Source organism: Planococcus halocryophilus (genome assembly GCF_022489025.1).
GTDB classification, from domain to species: domain Bacteria; phylum Bacillota; class Bacilli; order Bacillales_A; family Planococcaceae; genus Planococcus; species Planococcus halocryophilus_A.
This window is the reverse complement of the sequence record NZ_JAKVTG010000001.1, coordinates 412,376-436,202: the sequence shown is the minus strand read 5'-3', so window position 1 is coordinate 436,202 and position 23,827 is coordinate 412,376. Positions and strand designations below refer to the sequence as shown.

Here is a 23,827-nt window from a genome sequence, read left to right as displayed (position 1 = left end):
GAAAAGTTACATGTCTTTTAAAGGCAATAAGAAAACAAAAGAAGTACCTTGTCCTACATTACTTTCTGCATAAATCTGACCTTCATGAGCTTGTATAATATTGCTCGCTATTGCTAAACCAAGTCCTGTTCCACCTTTTCCGAGCGTCCTTGCCTTATTCGCCTTATAAAATCGTTCAAATACAAATTCCAAATCTTCTTTTGATATACCGACTCCGTTATCATTGATCGAAATCTTCGCATACTCTTTTTGTTGTTCGACACGAACGACCACTTGCCCTTCTTTAGGCGTATGGCGTATGGCATTATCGATTAGGTTCGTCATCACTTGTTCTATACGATCTTCATCAATCTCCGTTGCCGCCCAATCATCGATAGTCGTTTCGAAAGACAAATGAACTCCGTTTTCTTTCGCAATTTGAGAAAACTTAAGTGTCATCCGTTCAATAGAGCTGTTTAATTGAACAATTTCTTTATAGAGTCGCATATATCCTGATTCTAAACGGGCCAGATTCAATAAGTCAGTGACTAAACGACCCATCCGTTGTGATTCTTCGTATATGATTTTCGTCATTTCACGACGCTCTTCTTCTGTTGCACCAACATCATCTAAAATCGCTTCACTATAGCCTTGAAGCATGGCAATAGGTGTCCGCAACTCATGTGACACATTGGCGATGAAATCTTCTCTCAGCTTCTCTAAGCGATGCTGTTCTGTCATATTATGCAAAACAGCAACAGCTCCACGAATCGATTCACCACTATACAATGGACTGAAATTGATAGCGTAATATGCACCCTCGATTTCTAACTCTTCTTCAATCTCTTCTTGAAATCCGATTACATGATCAAGCATATGAAGCATTTCAGCAGGCAAAGGTCTCGCATATTCAGAATCATTTTTAATCGTCCAGTGCTTTAATAATTTTTCAGCTGGCGGATTACTCAATAAAATGGTTTTATCCTGATTAAACGTGATAACAGCATCTGCCATCGACGTTAAAATACTTGATAATTGCTCTTTCTCTTGATTGATTACTTCTACATGATGCTTGAGCTGTCGACCCATTTGATTGAAAGCAGTAGCTAATTGACCAATTTCATCACTAGATGTTGCTTTAACTTTTGTATCAAAATTGCCTTTCGCTAACTCAAATGCACCTTCACGCATTTTTCGTAGAGGCGAAGTGATTCGTGAAGATAAAAAGAAGGCAAAAAATGTTGTTAATAATAAGGCGATAAATGCTGATAAGAAAACAATATTAGTCGTTCGTTCCGCAGTACGGTCCATTACTTCCAATGATTGATAGATAAATACAACACCATGCTCTTCTTCTCCGGTTTTCAACGGACTGGCTAAGACAATATAAGATTCAAGACGATTTTGCTCTGTTAATGAAGGCAAAAGCATTTCTTTCATCACAGTTTCATTTGTTTCAAAAACTTTCTGAAACGCTTTTTCATTTAAGATTTCTTCCCGTGTCTTTGTCCCATTCAATCCATCATGAATATAATAGCTACTTTCATACGGTTCTTCAGCAATTACTGCATTTGTTTCAGCGCCAATAATATCACCAATGATTTCTAACGAATTCACTACTTCTTCATGCTCGTTAAAAATATTCGCAATCATATTCGCTTCACTATTCAACGCTTCTTCCACAGTTTGACTATGATAGTTCCCTAGAAACTCCAACAGCAGAACGGTCACAATAAAAAGGACAAAGGAAACGAGAAGCAGGATCGTAATCCAAAGCTTCCCGACAACACTATTCCATATTCTATTCATTGCCAACCTCAAATTTATAGCCGACGCCCCATACCGTGACAATCATTTTCGCAGCTGATTCTGATACGCGATTCAGTTTTTCACGCAATCGTTTGACGTGCGTATCTACTGTACGTAAGTCACCAAAAAAGTCGTAATGCCACACTTCTTTGAGTAAGTGCTCACGGTCAAAAACTTTATCGGGTGCTTTTGCTAAAAAGTACAATAACTCATATTCCTTCGGCGTTAAGTTTACTTCTACGCCATCCGCTGTGACACGATGAGCATCGTGATCAATAGTCAAGTGAGGGAAAACAACCAAGTCTTTTGAAACCGTTGAATTGGAAATCGGTGAATAAGCAGACGAACGACGTAATATTGCTTTCACACGCAACACTACTTCTCTCGGACTAAAAGGCTTCACAATATAATCATCAGCTCCAGATTCAAAACCTTCCACTCGGTTAGCTTCTTCCCCTTTTGCAGTAAGCATGATAATAGGCGTCATTTTAGTTTCGCGTAATTCTGTAGCAACAGCGACTCCATCTTTTTCAGGCATCATCAAATCGAGCAAGATGCAATGATAATCTTTTTCTAGTGCCATCTCTAATGCTTGAACACCGTTTTCTGCTTCTTCCACTACATATCCTTCACGCTCTAAATACATTTTCAACAACCGTCGAATTCGTTCCTCATCGTCTACTACTAAAACCGTAATTTCCTCTGACATCCTAACCCCTCCAACTTTCTACTGTTATGTCTCATTGTACCGATAACCTTATTAAAAATAAAGAAAAGTGTAAGCATACGTTGAAGTCTAGACTAAAATAAAAGACCTTTTCCGTTACCGGAAAAGGCCTGCTTGTTATGCGTAAGAATGCAACCCGGCGATTATTAAGTTTACTGCAACTAAGTTAAACATGATGATTATAAACCCAAGCACAGCTAGCCATGCAGATTTTTCACCTTGCCACCCTTTGCCTAAACGCAAATGCAAGTATGCAGCATAGAATAACCAGGTTATCAGAGCCCATACTTCTTTCGGGTCCCAGCCCCAGAAACGAGACCAAGCAATTTGTGCCCAAATCATGGCGAAAATTAATGCACCTAATGTAAATACTGGGAACCCAATAATTACGGCACGATAACCGATTTCATCCATCAATTGTATGTTAACGTTTTTAACAAATGGTTTTAAGATTGCAGCAATCCGTTTTCTGAAAACCAAACGAATTAGCCAATATAGAACCGTACCGACCAAAATTGACCATACAACAGTCGTCAATTTTCCTGCATGAACAATCGCAGGCATTTCAACAAGTGGTGTCATGGCATCATCCGTTAACGCGACATAGTCATTCATGCCGAAAAGCGGGGGCATCGTGTACGTCACAGCCGCATCTTTGCTTTCTTTATCCACATAAGTAAATTCTGCTTCATAGCCTGTTAACGAGAAGAAACTACTAGCGACAACAAATCCAAGAACTAGTACAAGCGAATACATAATGGCTTCTAACCCCATACGTTGCTTGGATTTTTTCGTAAGATCTACTACTTTCAATAAATAAATCAATCCTGCAGCCGCACTAATTGCTAAAATTCCTTCCGCAATTACAACTGTGCTGACATGAATCGCCAACCAGTTTGTTTGAAGAGCTGGAATAAGCGGACTCACTTCACTTGGGAACATACTCGCAAACGCAATGATCAATAATGCGACAGGCAATACGATCATGCCCAATACAGGCGTTTTATACAAGAAGTACAAAATGATAAATCCGCCAACTAAAGTCATTCCGAATGCCGTTGTAAATTCGAACATATTACTTAGCGGCGCATGACCTGTTGCGCCCCATCTTGTGAAGAAATAGCCAAGATTGGCAGCAAAACCGATGAGCGTAATGGTAATTGCAACCATACCCCATCGCGACTCTGATTTGAATGTACCTTCTTTATTTCCTTTAACTGCTCCACCGAAAACAAATGTTGCAATAAGATAAGCGACAAAGGCTACATATAATAAACTTGAACTTATTTCAGCTAACGTCATGACAATACTTCACCTTCCTTTTCCGCTTTCTCTTGTTTTTCGATTTCATCTTGTTGATCTGTGTAAGCGGGCAATGATGCATATTCAACAACTTGATTTAAATCTTTTTTCAAGCCGAACCAGTTTTTGTTGGTATGACCGGCTAATAGAATGGTGCCGTCAGTTTTTTGCTGAATCCAGAAGCGACGGTGATTAAAATACATCCCTTGAGCTACACCAATCATAAAGATTAAACCGCCAAGACCAAGAATCGGCAAGGTGCTGTCTTTACGAACTGTTAAACCTGACACATCTCGTGTTTCAACACTTTGGAAGGCTAATTTATACTCGTTTTCACCTAAAGGCTCAACCGTATTTTTAATCGTAATAAAGCTCGTTTCTCCTTCTGGAGTATCAGGAGTAAACAATTTCACTAAAAAGCCAGGATTGTTCGGTAATGGTGTTGCCGTTTGCGGTTCGCCATTTTCAAATCCTGAGAAATCTGGATAATAGCCAATCAATTTAACAGAAGCGCCATTATCAAGTTCATAATCTTTTTTTGGATCGATCAAATCAATGGTCAATTCACCAAAAGATTCTTCTGTCTCTTTATTAATAAACGAGAAAGTCATTGCTTTTAGTTCATCTAGACGGAAGTCCATTTGATAAATAGCGTACCCAGCAAATTTTAGTGGTTGATTTACACGAATTGGATATTCTTTCACAACTTCCTGCCCATCAACTGCACCGGGTAATGCATCTTCTTTCTTTTTATACAGAACAATATCTGTCTGATAGTTTTTAGCTACCGTACCCACACGATCCAAAGCTTCTCCGAAGATTTCTTCGCCGCCTTCACCTGAATAATTTTCAAGTTCAAAGTTTTTGTTTTCCAAGTAATAACCAGGTACTTCTGGAATTGCTCTTGTTTCACCTTCGCGAATCCAAAGACTCTCATCAATATAAAATCCTGGCATCATACGTAACATAACCCCGAACAAAAAGATGATAAGTCCGATGTGATTGACATAAGGACCCCATCTAGAAAAACGACCTTTTTCAGCTAATAAGCCATTTTTATCTGTGCGGACTTTGTATTTCAGTTCAGATAATTTTTCTTCTGCTTTTTTTAGCGTATCTTCTGCTCCTGGTCCTTCAGCGTAAATTCGCTGCTTGTCCATAAAGCTTGGATGACGCAACACACGTTGATTTTTTAACGATTTATAAAGAGGCACAAAACGATCTAAACTAGCAATAATCAACGAAATGGCTAACATTCCAACTAAAATAATAAACCAAAACGAACTGTATAAATCATGAAAGCCAAGTGCATGGTAAATTTGACCAACTACACCATACGTATCAGCATAATATTCTTTAATCGTTGCTTCTGTATTAGCAGGAACAAATGCTTTCTGAGGCAAAATGGTCCCAATTGCAGCAGCCACTAACAATAAGACAATAATCCCAACACCGACTTTAACACTTGAGAAAAAGTTCCAAATTTTATCGATGATGGATTTATTATAAGTTTGTGAACGTCTTGCAGTTCCTTCGTAACGCATGTCGACCAGTTTGCTATTTTGTTCTTTTTCAGTCAAAGACCGCCCACACGATTCACAAAGGTTCGTACCAGGCGGGTTTATATGACCGCATTGACATTGCAATTTTTCCATCCAAAAAATCTCCTTAGTCAGGTTTGATTTCTTCCATAAAGCCTTCAATATCCTGTTCTGTCATTTCACCTGTAATGATGCGCTGAATGTTCCCTTCCGGATTCACAAGCACTGTGGTTGGCAATGGCCTTATGTTATAAGCCGTCATCACACTTTTTGTTTTATCAATCACTACTGGGAAAGACAAGCCGTATTGATCTGCAAAAGATTGGACTTCAAAATCTGATTGAGCAATATTAACTGCGAGCACCTGAACTCCCTGGTTTGTGAAAACCTCGTATTGCCGATCCATTGCCGGCATTTCTTTTGCACAAGGCTTACACCACGTACCCCAGAAATTTAAAAAGACACCTTGACCTTCGTAATCTGATAACTTATGGTTTTCGCCTTCAAGATCTACTAAGGTGAAATTAGGCGCTTTATCACCGACTTTTAGCACCGTCACATCTTCAGCTGTAGCGCTGTTATAAATTGTATAGCCAATCGCAGCTATTAGGATCGCTAAGATGGTTGTTCGCATCACAGCTCTTTTTCGCTTCTTGCTATTCTTTGTTTGTTTTGCTTTTTCATCCATACTTGTTCCCCCCTTCGAGGTATCTTACGCAAACCTAATTATAACAAAGTTTAAACCGTCACAAATTTGGAGTTTTGAAGGGTTTGTGAACGTTAGATAATTAGACGCGCTTGCCCGTTTCAGCTAACACGCGTAATAATTTCACTTCATGCGCAGATAGCTCACGTGATTCGCCAGCATTCAAGCCATGCAATGTTAGGAAAGCAAATTGTTCACGGCTCAATTTTTGAACTGGATATCCGATAGCTTCAAACATTCTCCGAACTTGGCGATTTCTTCCTTCGTGAATGGTAATTTGCACAATTGCTTTACCCGTCTTTTTATCGCCTGACAAAAGTTTCACTTTCGCAGGTGCTGTCATGCCATCTTCTAACTTGATGCCACGCTCTAATTTTCTTAAATCATCCTTTTCAGGAATACCTTTTAAACGTGCTACATACGTTTTATCAATTTCAAATTTCGGGTGCGTGAGCATATTGGCAAATTCACCATCATTAGTCATGATTAATAACCCAGATGTATCGTAATCTAAACGACCAACTGGATAAATACGTTTTTCAATTCCTTCGAAAAAGTCTGTTACCACTTTTCGGTTTTTATCATCTGAAACAGCGGAAATGACGCCACGTGGTTTATATAGTAGATGATAGACTTTCTGCTCTTTTTCAAGCTGAACGCCTTCTACTTCGATTTTATCTGAGTTTGAAACTTTTACCCCAAGCTCTTTTATTGTTTTTCCGTTCACTCTTACTTTGCCGTCTAAAATCAATTGTTCCGATTTACGTCTTGATGCTACCCCTGCATGTGCAAGTACTTTTTGTAATCTTTCCATAAATAAGTTCACCTCATTAGTATTTTTTCGAAAAGCGTACGCATCTGAGTGGAACAGATGCTACAACTAGGTAGTTTAAAACGTGTTTCACCTTATCTAGCCGAGTACTGCAAATATATTACAATAACTTGATATGCCGTTCGTTCCTCTCGGAATTATGTCACATTTCTCTGAAAAGCGGAAGCACTAAGCTCAAAAGAAAAGAAGACTGTCAATAACACAGCCTTCTTGTAAAACCTTACACTTTCACTTCTTCTTTAAAGGTTTGTTGAAAATTTGTCATAAAAAGATCGGTATCTTCATCCAGGTCATTTGCAGCCTCTTCCGGTAATGGAGGAAGTTCTTCTAGATTCTTCAACCCAAAATAATTTAGAAACTCTTTCGTAGTACCATATAAAATAGCACGCCCTGTTCCTTCAACACGTCCAGCTTCTTGAACCAGCCCTTTAGCAGTTAATGTTTGGAGTGCTTTTTCACTTTTTACTCCGCGCAAGTCTTCTACTTCTACACGCGTAATGGGTTGCTTATAAGCAATAATTGCGAGTACTTCTAAAGATGCTTGTGACAAAGCTTGAACAGTAGGGTTTTCTACCAATTTTTGAATGGTTTCAGCAACTTCCTGCTTCGTAACCAATTGAAAAACACCCGCTAATTCTTTTAGTGCAATACCACTAGTTGAAGAGCAGTACCTTTCATCTAATGCGGTAATCCCTGCTTGTAATTCTTCTAAGCTGACCTCTGTTAAAAATTGAAGCTGTTTTACTGTTAGGCCATCGTCTCCAGCCACAAAAAGTAAAGCTTCTATTTTACTCGAAAGATTCGTCTTCATATTCCCACTTGTCCTTTCTGAGTTCCACCATCAAATCAGTAAAATTCTTTTGCTGCTCTACTGCAACCACTTGTCGTTTCATCAATTCCAAAATCGATAAAAACGATACCACGAGCACAGATTTATCATCCGAAGGAAATAAATCACTAAAAGCTGTACGGCCTTTTGACAATTTTAACTGATCCACTATGGAAGTCATTTGTTGCTTGATGGAAATCTCTTGTCTAGCAATCCGCGCGGATAAAGGCGCTTTTAACTGTTTGCGACGAAGCATTTTCTGAAAAGCACCAAGCATATCGTAAGCATTTACTTCAAGATTGACTTGGTCATCAGGCAAAGTTATTTGGATATCCGATAAATCCATCGGCGCTTTTGTATAAATTATTGAACGATTGCTTTCAAGTTCTCTTAAATTTTCTGAAGCATCTTTGAATTTCCGATACTCTATGAGTCGAGACACTAATTCTTCTCGTGGGTCCTGCTCATCAAATTCAAATTCAACTTCATCCAATTCTCGTTCATGGACCGGTAAAAGCGTTTTACTTTTTATCGCAAGCAAAGTAGCTGCCATTACAAGGTATTCACTCGCTTCATTTAATTCAAGGACTTGCATCGCACGTATGTGTTCCATATACTGTGAAGTAATCTGTGAAACTGGAATATCGTAAATATCAATTTCCAAACGGTGGATTAAATGCAATAATAAATCAAGAGGACCTTCGAAGGCCTCTACTTTCACTTCATAAGACATGACTATACCACCTGACTGTTAAAATACTCATTTATCCCGATTAATGGGCAATTATTCTTTATTATAGTAGAAAGGGGATCAAAATGCATCCACTTCAACATCCACTGTTTATCCAGTACATTGTTAATTTTAATCTAGAAAAAGATTTTTTTGAATGTCATGAAGTTGGCGAGGACTACTGGAAGTTAGTTGCACCGAAAGATAAAATGCACCCCCTTACCGGTTGGATACAATTAGCTGTTGGCATGTACCACTGGCGAAGAAGCAATTATCCTGGTGCATTGCGCTCGTTTATCCGTGCCAAAGTTAAGTTAACACCAGGAGGCACTTGGGTCGAAGGGTTTGATCACGAAAAATTGATCGGCATTTTAACTTATTCGATAAAAGCTGTTACAGAAAGACAGCCTTTTGTTGTACAGGAAATTCCTGTTGTTTCAGAAGAGTTGATAAAAGCAGTAGAAGCATACTGTTCTGATAACCCTTTACCTCAACAAGATCCTTATTTCCTTATGCACAAACATAGACTTCGAGATCGATCTTCAATTATTAGTTTACGTGAACAAAAAAAAAGGCGAAACCTTTAACTTAAAGGTCGCCTTTTTTTACTGGGCATTTTTTTAGAAAGGCATCGGTTTCTTCCGTTGCACGCATTTCTCGTTCTTGCATTATATCTTGGATTTTACCGATCATCTCATGACCGATTCCTTCTCCACGATGTGAAGGGTTTACTGATATGTGGTGGATAGTATAAGATTCTTCTTCTACTTGCAGTCCTAATAATCCAACAAAATCATCTTCTTTTTTCCAAAGGAACAATTGCCAATCCGGATTTTCTTCATAAATATGCATGGTTTGCTGAAGTTTTTTCAACTCTCGTTCTTTCGGCATGAACGACATTAGCCCCATCGCAATCTTTTCGAATGATTTCTTATATCTGAATAACATATTTAAATCCCTCATTTTCGTCTTAAAGCGGCTTTTACCATACTACTATAAATCTCCTGATAACTCAAGAGAGCCTTTTTTAGCCGCTAATGACATTTTCTGCAAAGAAGAGCCAGTAAACAATTCCCCAACCAATAGCCATTGCTAATATAAATAATAGCAAAACTACGTTTCCTTTTTTCATTCTTGCACAGCCTTTTGTGAATAAGGCAAGTCTTGTTTGATCAAATCATCGTTTGTTTCACGTTTGACAACAAGCTGAGAAACGCTATTTTCGACAAAAATAACAGCTGGTCGTGCAATACGATTATAATTGCTCGCCATTGAATAACCATAGGCTCCGGTACAGAAAATGCCCAAAATATCCCCTGCCGTTACAACAGGAAGGTCTGCTTGTTCAATTAGTTTGTCTCCAGACTCACAGCATTTCCCTGCAATTGTATATTGTTCAGTCAATCCAGCATTTGCATTATTTGCGATTACTGAACTGTATTTTGCCCCGTACAAAGCCGGGCGAATATTGTCCGACATTCCCCCGTCAACCGCAGCATACTTCCGAGTTCCAGGTACTTCTTTCGTAGACCCAATTGTATATAGTGTCGTTCCGGCGTCACCAATTAACGAACGACCTGGTTCGATCCAAATTTCAGGAATTGGGTATCCAGAAGCTTTGGCCGTTTGTTTCACCGTTTCAATCATCTGCTCTACATAAACAGCTGGTTCAAGTGGCTTGTCTTCTTCTGTATAACGAATCCCAAAGCCTCCACCAAGGTTTAATACAGGACATGTGTAATCAAATTGCTCTTTCCAACTCGCCATTTTTTGCATTAGTTTTTCAGAAGCCAGTTGAAATGCACCCGTATCAAAAATTTGCGAGCCGATATGGCAATGCAGACCTAATAAATTCAAATAGTCGTGGTCAAAGGTTTGTTCAAATGCACGATCTGCTTGACCATTTTTCAAATCAAAACCGAACTTTGAATCTTCTTGGCCTGTTGTAATATAGTCATGTGTATGAGCTTCAATGCCCGGAGTTACACGCAATAAGATATTCATTGGTTGCTCTAATCGCTCGGAAAGTTTCTTCAATAAGTCGATTTCATAAAAATTATCGACTACGATGCAGCCAATCCCCACTTCGAAAGCCATCTGTAATTCTTCTACACTTTTGTTATTGCCATGGAAATGGATTTTTTCAACCGGAAATCCAGCTTTAACAGCTGTATAAAGTTCACCAGCAGAAACCACATCTAATGACAATTTTTCTTCTGCTGCTACTTGGTATATCGCAATCGTCGAAAAAGCTTTACTAGCATAAGCAACTTGGTAGCCAATTCCTGCTTTTTCAAAAGTTTCTTGAAAAGCTCTAGCTCGGTCGCGAAATAATTGAATATCGTATACATAAAGAGGCGTACCGTATTTTTTCGCCAACTCTACCGAATCAGTTCCACCGATTGTTAAATGACCTTGGTCATTAATTGTTTGTGTGCCATATAAATGCAATTAAAACCCCTCCTGATAATAGCTTTATAAGAAAAATCTTGCTGAGCAATTACCCAGCAAGATTTAGTGTCAATCGGTTATCAAAGCTGAAATCAGTTTGATTTTTTCAACCGGTTCACTTGTATATTCGATACTATTATATATCATTTTAGAACATTCTGCGAGCTCTTCTGTATTCGAATAAATTGTAGCAATCGACTCTCCCGCTTTAACGAAGTCTCCCACTTTTTTGCGGAGAACAATTCCAACAGCTAAATCAATTTCTGATTCTTTTGTTGCGCGTCCTGCACCAAGCACCATTGCAGCAGTACCAATTTCATCCGCTTCCATAAATGAAATATAGCCTTCCTCTTTTGAAGGCACTTCAGTTACGAATTGAGCTTGTGGCAATAATGTGACATCATCCACAACAGCTGAATTGCCACCTTGATCTGCGATAAATTGCTTGAACATTTCTAAAGCCTGTCCATTTCGAATTACTTCTTCTAACATTGTTCGCGCTTCTTCAAGTGTTTCTGCTTTTCCGCCGACAACGACCATTTGGCTACCAAGAACCATGCACAATTCGGTCAAATCTTCTGGACCATTACCTTGTAAAGTTTCAATGGCTTCTTTAACTTCTAATGCATTACCAATAGCAAATCCAAGAGGCTGACTCATATCAGAAATAATCGCCATTGTTTTTCTGCCTGTTGCATTGCCAATTCCAACCATAGCATGCGCCAGTTCTTTAGCGTCTTCCGGTGTTTTCATGAATGCCCCTTCACCAGTTTTCACGTCTAGAACGATCGCATCCGCTCCGGCTGCAATTTTCTTACTCATAATCGAGCTTGCAATTAACGGAATGCTGTTTACAGTACCCGTGACATCACGCAACGCATACATTTTTTTATCCGCCGGAGTCAAGTTACCACTTTGTCCAATTACTGCTAGTTTATGATCATTTACTTGTTTGATGAAATCTTCCGTTGAAAGTTCAACGTGGAAACCATCGATTGCTTCTAACTTGTCGATCGTTCCACCAGTATGACCTAGACCACGACCACTCATTTTTGCAACTGGAACGCCACAAGCAGCGACTAATGGACCTAAAACTAAAGTCGTTGTATCGCCCACACCACCTGTAGAGTGCTTGTCGACTTTAATGCCTTCAATTGCTGACAAGTCGATTTGGTCACCTGATTCTGCCATCGCCATTGTTAAATCTGCGCGTTCACGTTCTGTCATATTTTGAAAATAAACTGCCATTAGGAAAGCGCTCATTTGATAATCAGAAATATCACCATTTGTATATCCTGTGATAACAAACTTAATTTCTTCTGTCGATAACTCATTGCCATCTCTTTTTTTCTCGATTACATCTACCATTCTCATGCATACTACCGCCTTCTCAATTTGATTTTCAAACAGTTAAACTGCATTTCAAATATTACTTATTGGTTAATGCGAGATAAAAAGCTCTTACCGAATTTAGGCATATCTACTGAGAAGTTTTCAGCGATCGTAGCACCGATGTCAGCAAAAGTTTTACCTGTTTCAAGCTCATGTCCACCCGTGAAACGTGGAGAGTAAGCTAAAAGTGGTACATATTCACGTGTATGGTCTGTCCCAGGGAATGTTGGATCGTTCCCGTGATCAGCTGTAATGATTAACAAATCATCTTGCTGCATTTTTTCCAACACTTCTGGCAGACGAGCATCAAATGCTTCTAATGCATCTCCGTATCCTTGTGGATTTCTTCTATGACCATAAAGTGCATCAAAGTCCACCAAGTTCAAAAAGCTTAGTCCGTTAAAATCTTCTTTTATAACTTGCACTAGTTTATCCATGCCATCCATATTATCTTTTGTACGAATCGCTTTCGTCACACCTGCACCGTTGTAAATATCATCGATTTTCCCGATAGCGATAACATCTTTTCCACCATCTTTTAATTCGTTCATAACCGTACGATCAAATGGTGCTAAAGCATAGTCGTGACGATTTGATGTACGCTTGAATGCTCCAGGCTCTCCAAGAAATGGACGCGCAATAATACGGCCTACTAAATATTCAGGTGCTAATGTCAATTCGCGAGCGATTTCACAAATACGGTATAGTTCTTCTAATGGAATGATTTCTTCGTGAGCCGCAATTTGTAACACTGGATCAGCAGAAGTGTAGACGATAATGGCGCCTGTTTCCATATGCTGTTGGCCAAGCTCATCTAAAATTTCAGTACCACTTGCGGGTTTGTTACCAATCACTTTACGCCCCGTTTTTTCTTCAAGTTGTTCGATTAATTCTTTTGGGAAGCCATCTGGATACACTTTAAAAGGAGTATCAATATTCAGGCCCATAATCTCCCAATGCCCAGTCATTGTATCTTTTCCAACTGAAGCTTCTTGTAATTTTCCGTAATAAGCGGATGGTGAATCTACGTTTGCAAGCCCTTTCACAGGAACGATATTGCCAAGTCCTAAATTCTCCATATTCGGCATTGTTAAACCGCCTACAGATTCCGCGATATGTCCGAGTGTATCTGATCCTATGTCCCCGTATGCTTCAGCATCTGGCGCTTCTCCAATGCCTACTGAATCTAATACTACTAAATGAACGCGTTTAAATGGTTTTGTCGTCATAAGTATTCCTCCTTATTTTGCTTTTAGTTTACCACATACACTACCCTTGTCGGAAGTCAGACCTTTATTATGCACGTGGATGGAATTGAGAATAAACGTCTTTTAATCGCGTTTTACTCACATGCGTATAAATTTGAGTTGTAGAAATATCTGCATGGCCCAACATTTCTTGAACAGCGCGAATATCTGCTCCATTTTCTAGTAGGTGTGTAGCAAAAGAATGACGCAGTGTATGCGGTGTTAACTCTTTCTGAATACCAGCTTTTTGGGCATGCTGCTTTAGAAGTTTCCAAAATCCTTGACGAGTTAACCGTTTTCCCCGTTGATTGATAAAAAGGGCATTTGTCTTTTCTCCACTCTTCACTAAATCCATCCGTCCTTGCTCAAGATACGTTTGACAAGATTTTAAAGCAGATTTACCCAGAGGAATAATTCGTTCTTTGCCGCCTTTTCCTGTACAACGAACAAACCCCATTGTTAAATGCACATCTTCTATATCAAGATTAATACATTCGCTGATACGCATCCCACTAGCATACAGTAATTCCAACATTGCTTGATCACGCAATCCGTTTGCTTTGTTGGTGGCAGGTGCTTGTATTAAGGCATCAACCTCTTCAATAGATAAAATGTTCGGTAATTTTTTGTCCATTTGAGGCATTTCCAAGTGAACGGTTGGATCTGTTTCGACTATACGTTCACGAATCATAAATTGATGAAAAGAACGAATGGAGGATATATGACGAGCTACTGTTCGTGGTGTTTTTGTCGTTTCTTTTAAGTGACGTAAATGATTTAATATATGCACGCGTTCTACTTTTTTCAATGAATCGAGCTGCTCTACTTCTTTTAAATACTGTAAATAGACTTTTAAGTCGCGTTCATAAGACGATAAAGTATTGTCCGCAAGCTGTCTTTCAACACGCAGAAAATGTATATAATCATCGAGTGCATCTTTTCCAAAATTCATGTCTCTGCCTCCTTCACCTACTACGTTTACATATGGGTTTTCCCACAATAAAAGGACGGCCTGTATGGGCCGTCCTTTTTGGCATCAGTTATTCTGATGGATTTTGAGAATTGCTGTCGTTGCAGCGCCAGCAGATGCCATGGAAAGTAAGACGGTGGTCTTTAATTTGGAAATTCCAGCGTTTCTCTACTATGTTCTCCACATCTTCTAAAAGGTCTTCTTGTATTTCATCTACTGCTCCACATTCCAAACAAACAAGATGATGATGGAAATGTGCCGCACCTTCTTGACGCAGATCATAACGTGACACACCATCACCGAAATTTATTTTGTCGACAATTTTCAATTCAGTTAAAAGTTCTAATGTCCGGTATACTGTTGCCAATCCGATTTCCGGTGCAATGTCTTTCACTAAAAGATAGACGTCTTCTGCACTCAAATGGTCTTCTTCATGGTCCAACAAAACTCGAACTGTTGCTTCACGCTGTGGCGTCAATTTGTAACTCGCAGCGTGTAATTGTTTTTTTATGCGGTCGATTCTAGTTTCCATGCGACGCCCTCCCTCAAACTGCCTTTATTATATCAAAAGGGAGTTCTCAATTACAAGAATACTATTCATTGTTTATTAATAATCGTTATAAAGTGATAATCGTTTCAATTCTCAATTGACAATCGATGCTTTGCCCACAATACAGCGAACGCTGTTTTTGCATCGTAAATTCGTTCATCTACTACCATTTGCTCTGCTTCTTCTAGCGTGACTTCCATTAGTTCAACAAACTCATCATCATCTAGTACTGCGCCATTTGTCGCTTTGCTCAAACCTTCTGCTACGAATAAATGAACCACTTCATCCGCAAATCCAGGTGAAGTCGCAAACGTTTGGAGTTTCACTAACTTTTCTGCTGTATACCCTGTTTCTTCTTCTAATTCACGCATGGCAGTCGTCTTAGGAGCTTCTCCTGGTTCAAGCTTACCAGCTGGAATCTCTACTAGAGATCGCTCTAGCGCTTTACGGTACTGTTCTACAAGAATTATTTTATTGTCAGGTGTAATCGCAATAATCGCAACCGCCCCTGGGTGCTCAACCAATTCGCGTTTTGACGTATGGCCATTTGGTAACGAAACATCATCAACTTTAAGATTGATGACCTTACCTTCGTATAAACGATTGGAATGGATTGTTTTTTCTTCAAACTTCTTCATTAGAACCCTCTTTTCATTTGTGGTTTCTCTGACAAAAAGTATACCATATTAGAGACGACAGACTAAATGAGGTGGGAAAAGATGAAGAAAAGACAATTAGGTACAAGTGGACTTGCAGTAAGTGAAATTGGCTTTGGCTGCATGTCTCTACCGACTGACGAAAAAGATGCAGGACGTATTGTTGACGAAGCAATTGCTCACGGCATTAATTATTTTGACACTGCAGATTTATACGACAAAGGAGAAAACGAAAAAGTTGTCGGCAAGGTATTAAAGCATCATCGAAATGATATCATCCTTGCCACTAAAGTAGGCAATCAGTGGCAAACCAACACAGATGAAGTCCAGTGGAACCCAAGTAAGGACTATATTAAAAAACAAATTCACACAAGTTTAAAACGATTGCAGACTGATTATATCGATTTGTATCAATTGCATGGTGGTATGATCACCGATAACTCTATAGAAACCATTGAAGCTTTTGAAGAATTAAAAAAAGAAGGCTTAATTCGCGCTTATGGGATTTCATCAATTCGCCCAAATGTTATCAACCGCTTTTTAACGGAAAGTGAGATCGCATCTATTATGATGCAATACAGTTTACTAGACCGCCGCCCAGAAGAGTTACTCGACATGATTCATCAATCCGGTAGATCCGTAGTGACTCGTGGGACATTAGCAAAAGGCCTACTAACTGCTGAAGGTCTTGAACGAGCAAATCAAACCAAAGGATATTTAAATTACGAGTCAGATGAACTAAAGAACACATTGCAACAGCTTATGAGCATTCACAACAATCTCCACGCTTTGTCAGTGCACAGTGTCTTGCAGCATAAAGCAATCGGTTCAGTGGTAACAGGTGCTAGCTCTCCAGAACAAATTAAATCAACCATTAAAGCTTATGAAACCACTGTCACGCAAGATCAACTAGAGCAAGCAAAAACAGTAACACGTCAAGATGTCTATAAAGAACATAGAATTTAAATTTTTTTCGACATACTTTAATGAAATTTATATTAGGCATAGAGCTCAGGTTTCCAACGGAGCTCTATGCCTATTTGTATTTGCTTGAAGTGCTAATCATCTGGAATTCCCAACTAATATAAATCTAAAAAACGCTTAAAACCCAGTAGTTACAATAGTCTAAGTGACTAAATTTAAAAAAGAACACTAAATATTCTAAAAATATGGAAAAATAAGTTGTTTTTTAAATTTTCTTTGTTATTATGAATAGATAGAATCACTTTTAAGTGAAAAATTAAAATAAGGAAGGAATTCTATAGGTATTAATACCTTTATTCACGTAAGGAGAAAAGTTTTTACAGATTGGATGCAATACCCATTAAAGGAGGATGAAAAAATGATAAAGAAGATTTTTACTACTGCAGCTGTATTAACTTTAGTATTAACAAATGCCAGTTTGGCACCTTTAGCAGCCACTACTTTTGAAGATCCAAGCAATGTAAAACCAGCTGACTATGCAACAGATGTCAGTTTAAATCCAACATTAGAAGCGATCGTTAAAGATTCTACAGGAGCAGTTATTAACACAGTAGACTTTAAAAAAGGAGTCAAATACGACTTTGCGAATAACAAAAACATGACAGGATTTGAAAACGATGCTGCAGAGAACCCTCTCTCTTCAAGTATCCCGACAAATTCAACTCCTTTAACAGCCCAAAAAATTGATGCAATTGCTAAAAATGATAACAAAACCGCAATTACTAAAAGTAGTAATGGTTTTCCATCTCAACGCTTTGTAGTTGATGTATCTAAGGACATGGCCGCAGGAAATGCAATCGAGATTTACTGGGAAGGTAAAACGCTAGCGAACGGATTAGCGAATTTATCTGCATGGGACTACAAAGCAAATAGTTGGATTGCTTTGAGCCAACAAGAAGGAAATTCAAAAGGTAACGAAATAGCCATGTCAGCTGAAATTGATAAAGAAAGATTTGTTAAGGATGGAAAAGTTCAAGCAATGGTTCATGACTCTGGCACTGTAACGAATTCTAAGGATGAAGACTTTACAATGCTATGGTTTACAGACACTCAATATTACGCGGAAGATTATCCTGAAGTTTGGACTTCAATGACAGACTGGATGATTAAAGAGTTTAAAAACAAAAAATTTGAATATGCCATGCATACGGGCGATGTTGTCAATCAAGTTGACAAACCAGAACAATGGGAAGTCGCCAAAACAAACTTAGATCGACTAGATGCAGCTAATATTCCTTATGGTGTATTACCAGGAAATCATGATGTCGCGTATGATAAAGTCAATGACCTCTATGACTATTCTATTTTCGCAAGATACGCTGGAATTGATCGCTTTAAAGACAAACCATGGTTTGGCGGAGCCATGAATGAACAAAACCAAAACCATTATGACTTATTTTCATTCGGAGATCACGACTTCATTTTCCTATACCTTGGTTTTGGCCGAAACGGTTCTCCAGAAACTGTTGAATGGGCAAATAAAGTTCTTAAGCAATACCCAGACCGCAACGCTATTCTTGGAATGCATGAAAATATTAATTCCTTGAATCAATACGTAACTGATGACGCAAGACTCGTTAGCAGAGAGATTGTCAATCCAAACGCAAACGTTAAAATGGTTCTTAGCGCGCATCATCACGGCTCTAATTACCGCGTCAAAAAAGTTACAAATGAAGACGGTACGCAACGAGATTTAATAGAAGTATTGGGCAATTATCAGGGCAACACTGCCCCTGATCGAGGTCAAGGTTACTTACGCTTGTTGACGTTCGATCCAACTGACGAAACTTTGGATTTTGTTTCGTATTCTCCTTATCTTAACGATTTCGATTTTGATAAATTTGATTCAGCTAAAGAAAGCTTTACAGTGAATTTTGATTTGGCAGATGTAAAAGCTAAACCAAATCCAAGACAAATCGAAACAGATTACTTAGCTGTTAATATCTATACAGATCAAGCGATTGGACAAGTTAAAAATGTAAAATCAGGCGATAAAGCTACTGTTCAATGGAATGACTTAAACGAAAAAACAAACTACCAATGGTATATAAATATGATTAATGCTGCTGGAGAAAATGAAAAATCCCCAGTTTATCAATTTACAACTGGTGCAAAAAAACCGGATCCAATTCCAGACCCGAATCCAACACCAGACCCAGATCCAACACCAGACCCGGATCCAACACCAAACCCGGATCCAACACCAGACCCGAATCCAACACCAGACCCAGATCCAACACCAGACCCGGATCCAACACCAAACCCGGATCCAAGTGCATTCACAGATGTGTCTGATAGATATTTAATTGCAGTAAATTACCTTTTATCAAAAGGGATTACTGAAGGTTTAACTACAACACAGTTCGGAACAGACTTAACCATCAAGCGAGTTGATGCTGCAGTATTGCTTGCAAAAGCTTTAAATATCGAAACAATAAACGTGAAAAATTCTGGTTTTACAGACGTTCCTGATAGAGCTAAAAAATATGTCGACGCTCTAAAAGAAGCTTCTATTATTAACGGGAAAACACCAACATCGTTTGGATCGAATGCAGAAATCACACGTGGCGAAGTAGCTATTATGCTGACAAACGCGTACAAATTAAAAGCAAATACTAATAGCGTACCATTTACTGATGTATCCGATAGGTACAAAGATTCTGTAGCCGCTCTTTTGGAACATGAAATCACGCAAGGGAAAACAGCTACAAAATTTGGAACAGAAAGTTCACTAAAACGCGGTGAATTTGCGATTTTCCTATACAAGTCTAATCACTTAGGAAATTAAATTCGGAAATCCTTACCCTCTCTCAAAGTAATAGCACTTCATCATAGCTAATGTTAATTTTTAGAACCAGCTATGTGAGGCACTATATTTTCACAAAAGCACTTACTGTATAAAACTAGCCCAGTATAACAATATCAAATACACAAATAGCCAACCCTCACTTCAACAGGGTTGGCTATTTCACTTTTCTATTATCTATATTTGCATAATGTATATTTATTATCTTTAAAACTTATTCCCTTTATCCCCGTGACGTTCTAGCAATTCAGCGAACGACAAATTCTTCTCACGTTCTTTCCGTTCAAATAAGCGTTGCGCTTCTTTTTCTTCTTCTAGCTTTTGCTCTTCTTTAAGTAGTTCTTTTTTTGTTTCTTTCAACTTTGATAACATGTCTTCAGAAAACACACCATTAGATTCTTCTTTTCTTTTAGCCACAGGTTTTCTCTCCTTAAGGACGTTTAATAACTGTTGCGATACCTTGGCCGCCACCGATACATAAAGTCGCAAGACCTGTTTTCGCATCGCGTTTAATCATTTCGTGTAATAACGTAACGAAGATGCGTGTTCCACTTGCACCGATTGGGTGACCAATAGCAATTGCTCCACCATTAACATTTAAAATATCATGGTTAAATTCTAGTTCACGATCAACTGAAATTGACTGAGCCGCAAATGCTTCGTTCGCTTCGATCAACTCAATATCACTTAGTGACATGTTCGCTTTAGCTAACGCATTTTTCACTGCTTGTACAGGACCAATCCCCATAACAGCTGGATCCACTCCTGCCGTTCCACTTGATACGATTGTCGCAAGCGGTGTTAATCCTAATTCCTCCGCTTTTGCTTTCGACATCACAACAACTGCTGCTGCGCCGTCGTTAATCCCCGATGAGTTCCCCGCCGTGACACTACCATCTTTTTTGAACGCCGGGCGCAACTTCGCTAATTTATCTTCGTTCGAGCTACTCTTTACGTACTCATCTGTTTTAAAGATGACCGGATCGCCTTTACGTTGCGGAATTTCCACGGGTACGATTTCATCATCAAAGCGACCTGATTCAATTGCAGCTGATGCACGTGCCTGTGAACGCGCTGCAAACTTATCTTGTTCTTCTCGCGTGATATCATATCTGCTACATAAATTTTCTGCTGTAACGCCCATGTGATAGTCATTAAACGCACATGTCAATCCATCAACAAGCATGCTGTCGACTATTTTTTGATCTCCCATGCGGAAACCACTGCGTGCGTTTTCCATTAAATAAGGCGCACGGCTCATGTTTTCCATACCGCCAGCTACCACAATTTCTGCATCCCCCGCATAAATCGCTTGATACGCTAATTGAATGGATTTTAATCCAGAACCACACACTTTATTAATAGTCATTGCTGGAACAGTTTCCGGTAGACCTGCATTAATCGACGCTTGACGAGCCGGGTTTTGACCAAGTCCTGCTTGGAGTACATTTCCCATAATAACTTCTGATACTTGATCTGGTTGAATGCTTGCACGCTTTAGTACCTCTTTAATAACGATTTCCCCTAACTTCGTAGCTGGAACATCTTTAAGAGACCCTTGAAATGAACCTACCGCTGTTCGGACAGCGCTTACAATAACGATTTCTTGTGACATGAATTTTCCCCCTTGAATGATTGTTTGCTAGTTGCTCTTTCATCCCACTCCTCTATACAATGGATAGTAGGGGGGATACTATGTTCAGTTTACCAAAGAATGCAACGATTATCGAGGTTGGGCCACGAGATGGTCTTCAAAACGAAGGGAAACTTGTTCAAACAGAGGATAAACTTCAATTTATTAGCGCTTTACAAAAAGCAGGAATCCAAGAAATGGAGCTAACTTCATTTGTTTCTCCAAAATGGGTGCCTCAAATGGCAGATTCTAAAGATATCGTTGCCGGCACAGAAAAAATGGGTCGCCAGTTTGTCTTAACGCCAAACGAGCGTGGCATTGATGCCGCTCTAGAATCCGGTGCCCAATCACTTGCTGTTTTTGTAGGCGTTTCTAATACATTCAATCAAAAAAACATTAATAAAACGACACAAGAAAGTATGGCCGCCTTAAAGCCGCTTGTTCTTGATTTGAAAAAACAAAATGTTTTTGTTCGTGCTTGCATTTCTACGGCTTTTTATTGTCCTTTTGAAGGCGCTATTTCTCCTGAAGCGACAATTGATCTTTGTCGCGAATTTGTCGATTGGGGTGTTGACGAATTGAGTGTCGCAGACACCATCGGGATGGCTAATCCAAAAGAAAGTTATGACTTATTTACAAAACTCGTAAATGAATTTCCTGAAGTGCTGATGACCGCTCACTTCCACGATACGCGAAGAATGGCTTTAGCCAATATTATTTCAGCGCTTCAAGCAGGTGTTACACGTTTCGATGCCTCTGCAGGCGGTTTAGGCGGCTGTCCTTTTGCTCCTGGAGCAACAGGCAATGTGGCGACGGAAGACGTTGTTAATATGCTTCACCGGATGGACATTCAAACAGGAATAGATATAGACCTTCTTTGTGCAGCTATTGGAAAAATAGAACCTCATGTGACAAATCCAGTTACGACAGGAATGTACACGTTATACAAAAATCGACTTTAAGGAGCCAACGCGATGAAGAAAAGATTAATCTGGACTTCAGCAATTGTTTCTAGTGTTTTAACAGCATCCGCGACCGTCGTAGGAATCATCGCCAGCAACCGACTCATGTATGTAAAGAAAAAAGATGATCAATTAATTTTGGAAAGAGAAATCACGGCGAAACGCTATGACGAAGTATGGTATGCAAACGTGCCAAAAAGCGAACAGTGGATTGAATCAGAAAACGGTTATCCGATTAAAGCTATTTTTTTAGAACCTCATGATACCAATCGTTACGTCATCATTTGTCATGGTGTGACCGAATCAAAAGTTAACTCCTTTCGGTTCGCTCGGATGTTCGAGCATTTAGGATTTAACTCGGTCGTATACGACCATAGGCGCCACGGCGATTCCGGCGGAAAAACAACCAGCTTTGGTCATTTTGAAAAACTCGATTTAAAGGCAGTTGTTAAAGCACTCCGGTTGCACGCGGGACCCGATTTGTTTTTCGGTATCCACGGTGAATCAATGGGGGCTGCGACCACTCTTTTATACGGGGGTATGGAAGATACCGCAGATTTCTATATTTCAGATTGTGCATATTCCGATATATATGAACAAATTCTGCATGTCATGAGAACGACAACGCCCTTACGCACTACTTTAGCATTAAGACTCGCAAGTCTTTTCATGAAAATGCGTGAGGGTTATTCGATCGCTACAGTATCACCTCGAGAAACCGTAAAAAATATTAAGAATCCTGTACTTTTTATACACAGCATCAATGATGATTTTGTTTTACCGAAAATGAGCGAAGAACTATTTGCCTTAAAACAAGGCCCAAAAGAATTAAAGCTGTTTTCAGAAGGTGCACATGCACAGTCGTTCAATAAAAACCCAGAGGAATACGAAGAAACCGTCGCTGAATTTCTAATGAAATACGGACTCCTAACGCCTAATCAGAAAGAAATTCCGGTATCTTTTCCTATTAATCTTACTAACACATAAGAAAAGCACTCCGCGGAGTGCTTTTTTTATGTGTTTTTGTTTCTGTTTAAAACTAACTTCATGCCAGCTTCTCCCTCTAACCCAATGAATAATTCAGTAATTGGTCCACTTTTCACGATACCTGTAACATGCAATTCAATCGTATCTAAGTTGTAATCTGTCATATCCTTCACCAATTCTTGAATCTTATCCAAAGAAACCGGAAAAGCTTTTTTGATACGCTCGTTTTCTAGATGAAACTTCCCCGCCTCTTTTCTATCTTCTTCAATAACCGGCAAATAAAACTTCAACTCTTCGTTTTCTGCCATTTTGCATTCCTCCTTTAGTTTTAACGCGAACATGGGGACTTATTGCCACAATACCCGATATCGTTAAATCTAATTGCAAATTGCGACAAAATAAAAAAAGCACTCCGGAGAGTACTTTTTATTTTTTAACTTTTTTTTCTGGTTTAGTTGATGCTTTATTCATTTGAGACATCATTTGATTGATTTTTTTCTGAGACGGTTTTTGTCCCATTTGCATCATCATGATTCGTAGCATTTCTTCATTGATTGGTGGGTTATCTTGCAAATATTTCATCATATATCGACGAGCGATATAGAATCCAAGTGCAACACCTGCGAGTAAAGCCACGATAACGATTACGATCCAGATCCATGTATCCATTCTTGTTACCTCCTTCGTGTTGCGTAAATAAGTAGTGCACCACAATGGATTATACTATAAAAAAA

Annotated in this window: 24 protein-coding genes; 5 read left to right on the top strand and 19 right to left on the bottom strand. The window is 39.1% G+C overall.

The features are described from left to right. Positions 1-6: 6 nt before the first annotated feature. The 8 genes from MLE13_RS02100 to MLE13_RS02065 all read right to left on the bottom strand — a co-directional run bounded on the left by MLE13_RS02100 (position 7) and on the right by MLE13_RS02065 (position 8,458). The gene (locus MLE13_RS02100; protein ID WP_240747793.1) at positions 7-1,788 is read right to left on the bottom strand and encodes an ATP-binding protein; all 1,782 of its coding nucleotides are present in this window, start codon (positions 1,786-1,788) and stop codon (positions 7-9) included. Beyond that, positions 1,781-2,497, bottom strand: a complete 717-nt coding sequence (locus tag MLE13_RS02095) for a response regulator transcription factor (protein ID WP_240747792.1) — start codon at positions 2,495-2,497, stop codon at positions 1,781-1,783. The genes MLE13_RS02100 and MLE13_RS02095 overlap by 8 nt, the downstream gene beginning before the upstream one ends. 135 nt (positions 2,498-2,632) lie before the next feature. After that, complete coding sequence (gene ccsB / locus MLE13_RS02090; protein ID WP_240747791.1) at positions 2,633-3,817, bottom strand: c-type cytochrome biogenesis protein CcsB; 1,185 nt, start codon at positions 3,815-3,817, stop codon at positions 2,633-2,635. Further along, positions 3,814-5,472: a cytochrome c biogenesis protein ResB gene (locus MLE13_RS02085; protein ID WP_240747790.1), complete on the bottom strand. Its 1,659-nt coding sequence runs from the start codon at positions 5,470-5,472 to the stop codon at positions 3,814-3,816. The genes ccsB and MLE13_RS02085 overlap by 4 nt, the downstream gene beginning before the upstream one ends. A 13-nt stretch (positions 5,473-5,485) precedes the next feature. Further along, positions 5,486-6,046, bottom strand: a complete 561-nt coding sequence (gene resA, locus MLE13_RS02080) for a thiol-disulfide oxidoreductase ResA (RefSeq protein ID WP_240747789.1) — start codon at positions 6,044-6,046, stop codon at positions 5,486-5,488. A gap of 100 nt (positions 6,047-6,146) precedes the next feature. After that, a complete protein-coding gene (locus MLE13_RS02075) occupies positions 6,147-6,878 on the bottom strand; it encodes a pseudouridine synthase (RefSeq protein ID WP_008430976.1) in 732 nt (243 codons plus the stop codon). A gap of 238 nt (positions 6,879-7,116) precedes the next feature. Continuing rightward, a complete protein-coding gene (gene scpB, locus MLE13_RS02070) occupies positions 7,117-7,707 on the bottom strand; it encodes an SMC-Scp complex subunit ScpB (protein WP_240747788.1) in 591 nt (196 codons plus the stop codon). After that, positions 7,685-8,458 carry a segregation/condensation protein A gene (locus MLE13_RS02065; RefSeq protein ID WP_240747787.1) on the bottom strand — a complete coding sequence of 258 codons (774 nt, stop codon included), beginning with the start codon at positions 8,456-8,458 and terminating at the stop codon, positions 7,685-7,687. The genes scpB and MLE13_RS02065 overlap by 23 nt, the downstream gene beginning before the upstream one ends. An 83-nt stretch (positions 8,459-8,541) precedes the next feature. Between MLE13_RS02065 and MLE13_RS02060 the strand changes: the two genes are divergently transcribed. Next, entirely contained in the window at positions 8,542-9,042 is a 501-nt protein-coding gene (locus MLE13_RS02060) for a DUF309 domain-containing protein (RefSeq protein ID WP_240747786.1), read from the top strand. 1 nt (position 9,043) lies between these two features. On the opposite strand, the gene MLE13_RS02055 is transcribed toward MLE13_RS02060, so the two are convergent. The 7 genes from MLE13_RS02055 to MLE13_RS02025 all read right to left on the bottom strand — a co-directional run bounded on the left by MLE13_RS02055 (position 9,044) and on the right by MLE13_RS02025 (position 15,703). After that, positions 9,044-9,403, bottom strand: coding sequence for a GNAT family N-acetyltransferase (locus tag MLE13_RS02055; protein WP_240747785.1), 360 nt, complete (start codon positions 9,401-9,403; stop codon positions 9,044-9,046). A 180-nt stretch (positions 9,404-9,583) separates the two neighbouring features. Further along, positions 9,584-10,906, bottom strand: a complete 1,323-nt coding sequence (gene lysA, locus MLE13_RS02050; RefSeq protein ID WP_240747784.1) for a diaminopimelate decarboxylase — start codon at positions 10,904-10,906, stop codon at positions 9,584-9,586. 69 nt (positions 10,907-10,975) lie between these two features. Next, on the bottom strand, positions 10,976-12,280 hold the full coding sequence (locus MLE13_RS02045) for a pyrimidine-nucleoside phosphorylase (RefSeq protein WP_240747783.1): 1,305 nt from the start codon (positions 12,278-12,280) through the stop codon (positions 10,976-10,978). A 59-nt stretch (positions 12,281-12,339) separates the two neighbouring features. Continuing rightward, on the bottom strand, positions 12,340-13,527 hold the full coding sequence (gene deoB / locus MLE13_RS02040; protein ID WP_240747782.1) for a phosphopentomutase: 1,188 nt from the start codon (positions 13,525-13,527) through the stop codon (positions 12,340-12,342). Between the two features lie 67 nt (positions 13,528-13,594). After that, positions 13,595-14,497: a site-specific tyrosine recombinase XerD gene (gene xerD / locus MLE13_RS02035; protein WP_240747781.1), complete on the bottom strand. Its 903-nt coding sequence runs from the start codon at positions 14,495-14,497 to the stop codon at positions 13,595-13,597. Positions 14,498-14,585: 88 nt separating this feature from the next. Continuing rightward, positions 14,586-15,047 carry a Fur family transcriptional regulator gene (locus tag MLE13_RS02030; protein ID WP_008430965.1) on the bottom strand — a complete coding sequence of 154 codons (462 nt, stop codon included), beginning with the start codon at positions 15,045-15,047 and terminating at the stop codon, positions 14,586-14,588. 104 nt (positions 15,048-15,151) lie between these two features. Further along, positions 15,152-15,703 (bottom strand): NUDIX domain-containing protein, encoded by a 552-nt coding sequence (locus MLE13_RS02025; RefSeq protein ID WP_240747780.1) that lies wholly within the window; start codon positions 15,701-15,703, stop codon positions 15,152-15,154. Between the two features lie 81 nt (positions 15,704-15,784). On the opposite strand from MLE13_RS02025, the gene MLE13_RS02020 reads away from it, so the two are divergent. Both MLE13_RS02020 and MLE13_RS02015 read left to right on the top strand, forming a co-directional pair. Further along, positions 15,785-16,687, top strand: a complete 903-nt coding sequence (locus tag MLE13_RS02020) for an aldo/keto reductase (RefSeq protein ID WP_240747779.1) — start codon at positions 15,785-15,787, stop codon at positions 16,685-16,687. A 376-nt stretch (positions 16,688-17,063) separates the two neighbouring features. After that, on the top strand, positions 17,064-19,493 hold the full coding sequence (locus MLE13_RS02015; RefSeq protein WP_240747778.1) for an S-layer homology domain-containing protein: 2,430 nt from the start codon (positions 17,064-17,066) through the stop codon (positions 19,491-19,493). A 225-nt stretch (positions 19,494-19,718) separates the two neighbouring features. Here MLE13_RS02015 and MLE13_RS02010 read toward each other — a convergent pair whose 3' ends face one another. Further along, positions 19,719-19,928, bottom strand: coding sequence for a DUF3886 domain-containing protein (locus MLE13_RS02010; protein WP_240747777.1), 210 nt, complete (start codon positions 19,926-19,928; stop codon positions 19,719-19,721). A 13-nt stretch (positions 19,929-19,941) separates the two neighbouring features. Next, positions 19,942-21,126 (bottom strand): acetyl-CoA C-acetyltransferase, encoded by a 1,185-nt coding sequence (locus tag MLE13_RS02005; protein WP_240747776.1) that lies wholly within the window; start codon positions 21,124-21,126, stop codon positions 19,942-19,944. Positions 21,127-21,206: 80 nt separating this feature from the next. Between MLE13_RS02005 and MLE13_RS02000 the strand changes: the two genes are divergently transcribed. Together MLE13_RS02000 and MLE13_RS01995 are read left to right on the top strand one after the other, a co-directional pair. Beyond that, positions 21,207-22,106 (top strand): hydroxymethylglutaryl-CoA lyase, encoded by a 900-nt coding sequence (locus MLE13_RS02000; RefSeq protein WP_240747775.1) that lies wholly within the window; start codon positions 21,207-21,209, stop codon positions 22,104-22,106. A gap of 12 nt (positions 22,107-22,118) precedes the next feature. Further along, entirely contained in the window at positions 22,119-23,093 is a 975-nt protein-coding gene (locus tag MLE13_RS01995) for an alpha/beta hydrolase (RefSeq protein WP_240747774.1), read from the top strand. A gap of 26 nt (positions 23,094-23,119) precedes the next feature. On the opposite strand, the gene MLE13_RS01990 is transcribed toward MLE13_RS01995, so the two are convergent. Both MLE13_RS01990 and MLE13_RS01985 read right to left on the bottom strand, forming a co-directional pair. Continuing rightward, positions 23,120-23,401 carry a hypothetical protein gene (locus tag MLE13_RS01990; protein ID WP_240747773.1) on the bottom strand — a complete coding sequence of 94 codons (282 nt, stop codon included), beginning with the start codon at positions 23,399-23,401 and terminating at the stop codon, positions 23,120-23,122. 118 nt (positions 23,402-23,519) lie between these two features. Beyond that, positions 23,520-23,762, bottom strand: a complete 243-nt coding sequence (locus tag MLE13_RS01985; protein ID WP_065528070.1) for a YneF family protein — start codon at positions 23,760-23,762, stop codon at positions 23,520-23,522. Positions 23,763-23,827 lie beyond the last annotated feature (65 nt).

Excerpts from the sequence above, each read along its gene's own strand:
- MLE13_RS02100 (WP_240747793.1), bottom strand. The coding sequence starts at position 1,788 with ATGAATAGAATATGGAATAGTGTTGTCGGGAAGCTTTGGATTACGATC.
- MLE13_RS02095 (WP_240747792.1), bottom strand. The coding sequence starts at position 2,497 with ATGTCAGAGGAAATTACGGTTTTAGTAGTAGACGATGAGGAACGAATT.
- ccsB (WP_240747791.1), bottom strand. The coding sequence starts at position 3,817 with ATGACGTTAGCTGAAATAAGTTCAAGTTTATTATATGTAGCCTTTGTC.
- MLE13_RS02085 (WP_240747790.1), bottom strand. The coding sequence starts at position 5,472 with ATGGAAAAATTGCAATGTCAATGCGGTCATATAAACCCGCCTGGTACG.
- resA (WP_240747789.1), bottom strand. The coding sequence starts at position 6,046 with ATGGATGAAAAAGCAAAACAAACAAAGAATAGCAAGAAGCGAAAAAGA.
- MLE13_RS02075 (WP_008430976.1), bottom strand. The coding sequence starts at position 6,878 with ATGGAAAGATTACAAAAAGTACTTGCACATGCAGGGGTAGCATCAAGA.
- scpB (WP_240747788.1), bottom strand. The coding sequence starts at position 7,707 with ATGAAGACGAATCTTTCGAGTAAAATAGAAGCTTTACTTTTTGTGGCT.
- MLE13_RS02065 (WP_240747787.1), bottom strand. The coding sequence starts at position 8,458 with ATGTCTTATGAAGTGAAAGTAGAGGCCTTCGAAGGTCCTCTTGATTTA.
- MLE13_RS02060 (WP_240747786.1), top strand. The coding sequence starts at position 8,542 with ATGCATCCACTTCAACATCCACTGTTTATCCAGTACATTGTTAATTTT.
- MLE13_RS02055 (WP_240747785.1), bottom strand. The coding sequence starts at position 9,403 with ATGTTATTCAGATATAAGAAATCATTCGAAAAGATTGCGATGGGGCTA.
- MLE13_RS02045 (WP_240747783.1), bottom strand. The coding sequence starts at position 12,280 with ATGAGAATGGTAGATGTAATCGAGAAAAAAAGAGATGGCAATGAGTTA.
- deoB (WP_240747782.1), bottom strand. The coding sequence starts at position 13,527 with ATGACGACAAAACCATTTAAACGCGTTCATTTAGTAGTATTAGATTCA.
- xerD (WP_240747781.1), bottom strand. The coding sequence starts at position 14,497 with ATGAATTTTGGAAAAGATGCACTCGATGATTATATACATTTTCTGCGT.
- MLE13_RS02030 (WP_008430965.1), bottom strand. The coding sequence starts at position 15,047 with ATGGAAACTAGAATCGACCGCATAAAAAAACAATTACACGCTGCGAGT.
- MLE13_RS02025 (WP_240747780.1), bottom strand. The coding sequence starts at position 15,703 with ATGAAGAAGTTTGAAGAAAAAACAATCCATTCCAATCGTTTATACGAA.
- MLE13_RS02020 (WP_240747779.1), top strand. The coding sequence starts at position 15,785 with ATGAAGAAAAGACAATTAGGTACAAGTGGACTTGCAGTAAGTGAAATT.
- MLE13_RS02015 (WP_240747778.1), top strand. The coding sequence starts at position 17,064 with ATGATAAAGAAGATTTTTACTACTGCAGCTGTATTAACTTTAGTATTA.
- MLE13_RS02005 (WP_240747776.1), bottom strand. The coding sequence starts at position 21,126 with ATGTCACAAGAAATCGTTATTGTAAGCGCTGTCCGAACAGCGGTAGGT.
- MLE13_RS02000 (WP_240747775.1), top strand. The coding sequence starts at position 21,207 with ATGTTCAGTTTACCAAAGAATGCAACGATTATCGAGGTTGGGCCACGA.
- MLE13_RS01995 (WP_240747774.1), top strand. The coding sequence starts at position 22,119 with ATGAAGAAAAGATTAATCTGGACTTCAGCAATTGTTTCTAGTGTTTTA.
- MLE13_RS01990 (WP_240747773.1), bottom strand. The coding sequence starts at position 23,401 with ATGGCAGAAAACGAAGAGTTGAAGTTTTATTTGCCGGTTATTGAAGAA.
- MLE13_RS01985 (WP_065528070.1), bottom strand. The coding sequence starts at position 23,762 with ATGGATACATGGATCTGGATCGTAATCGTTATCGTGGCTTTACTCGCA.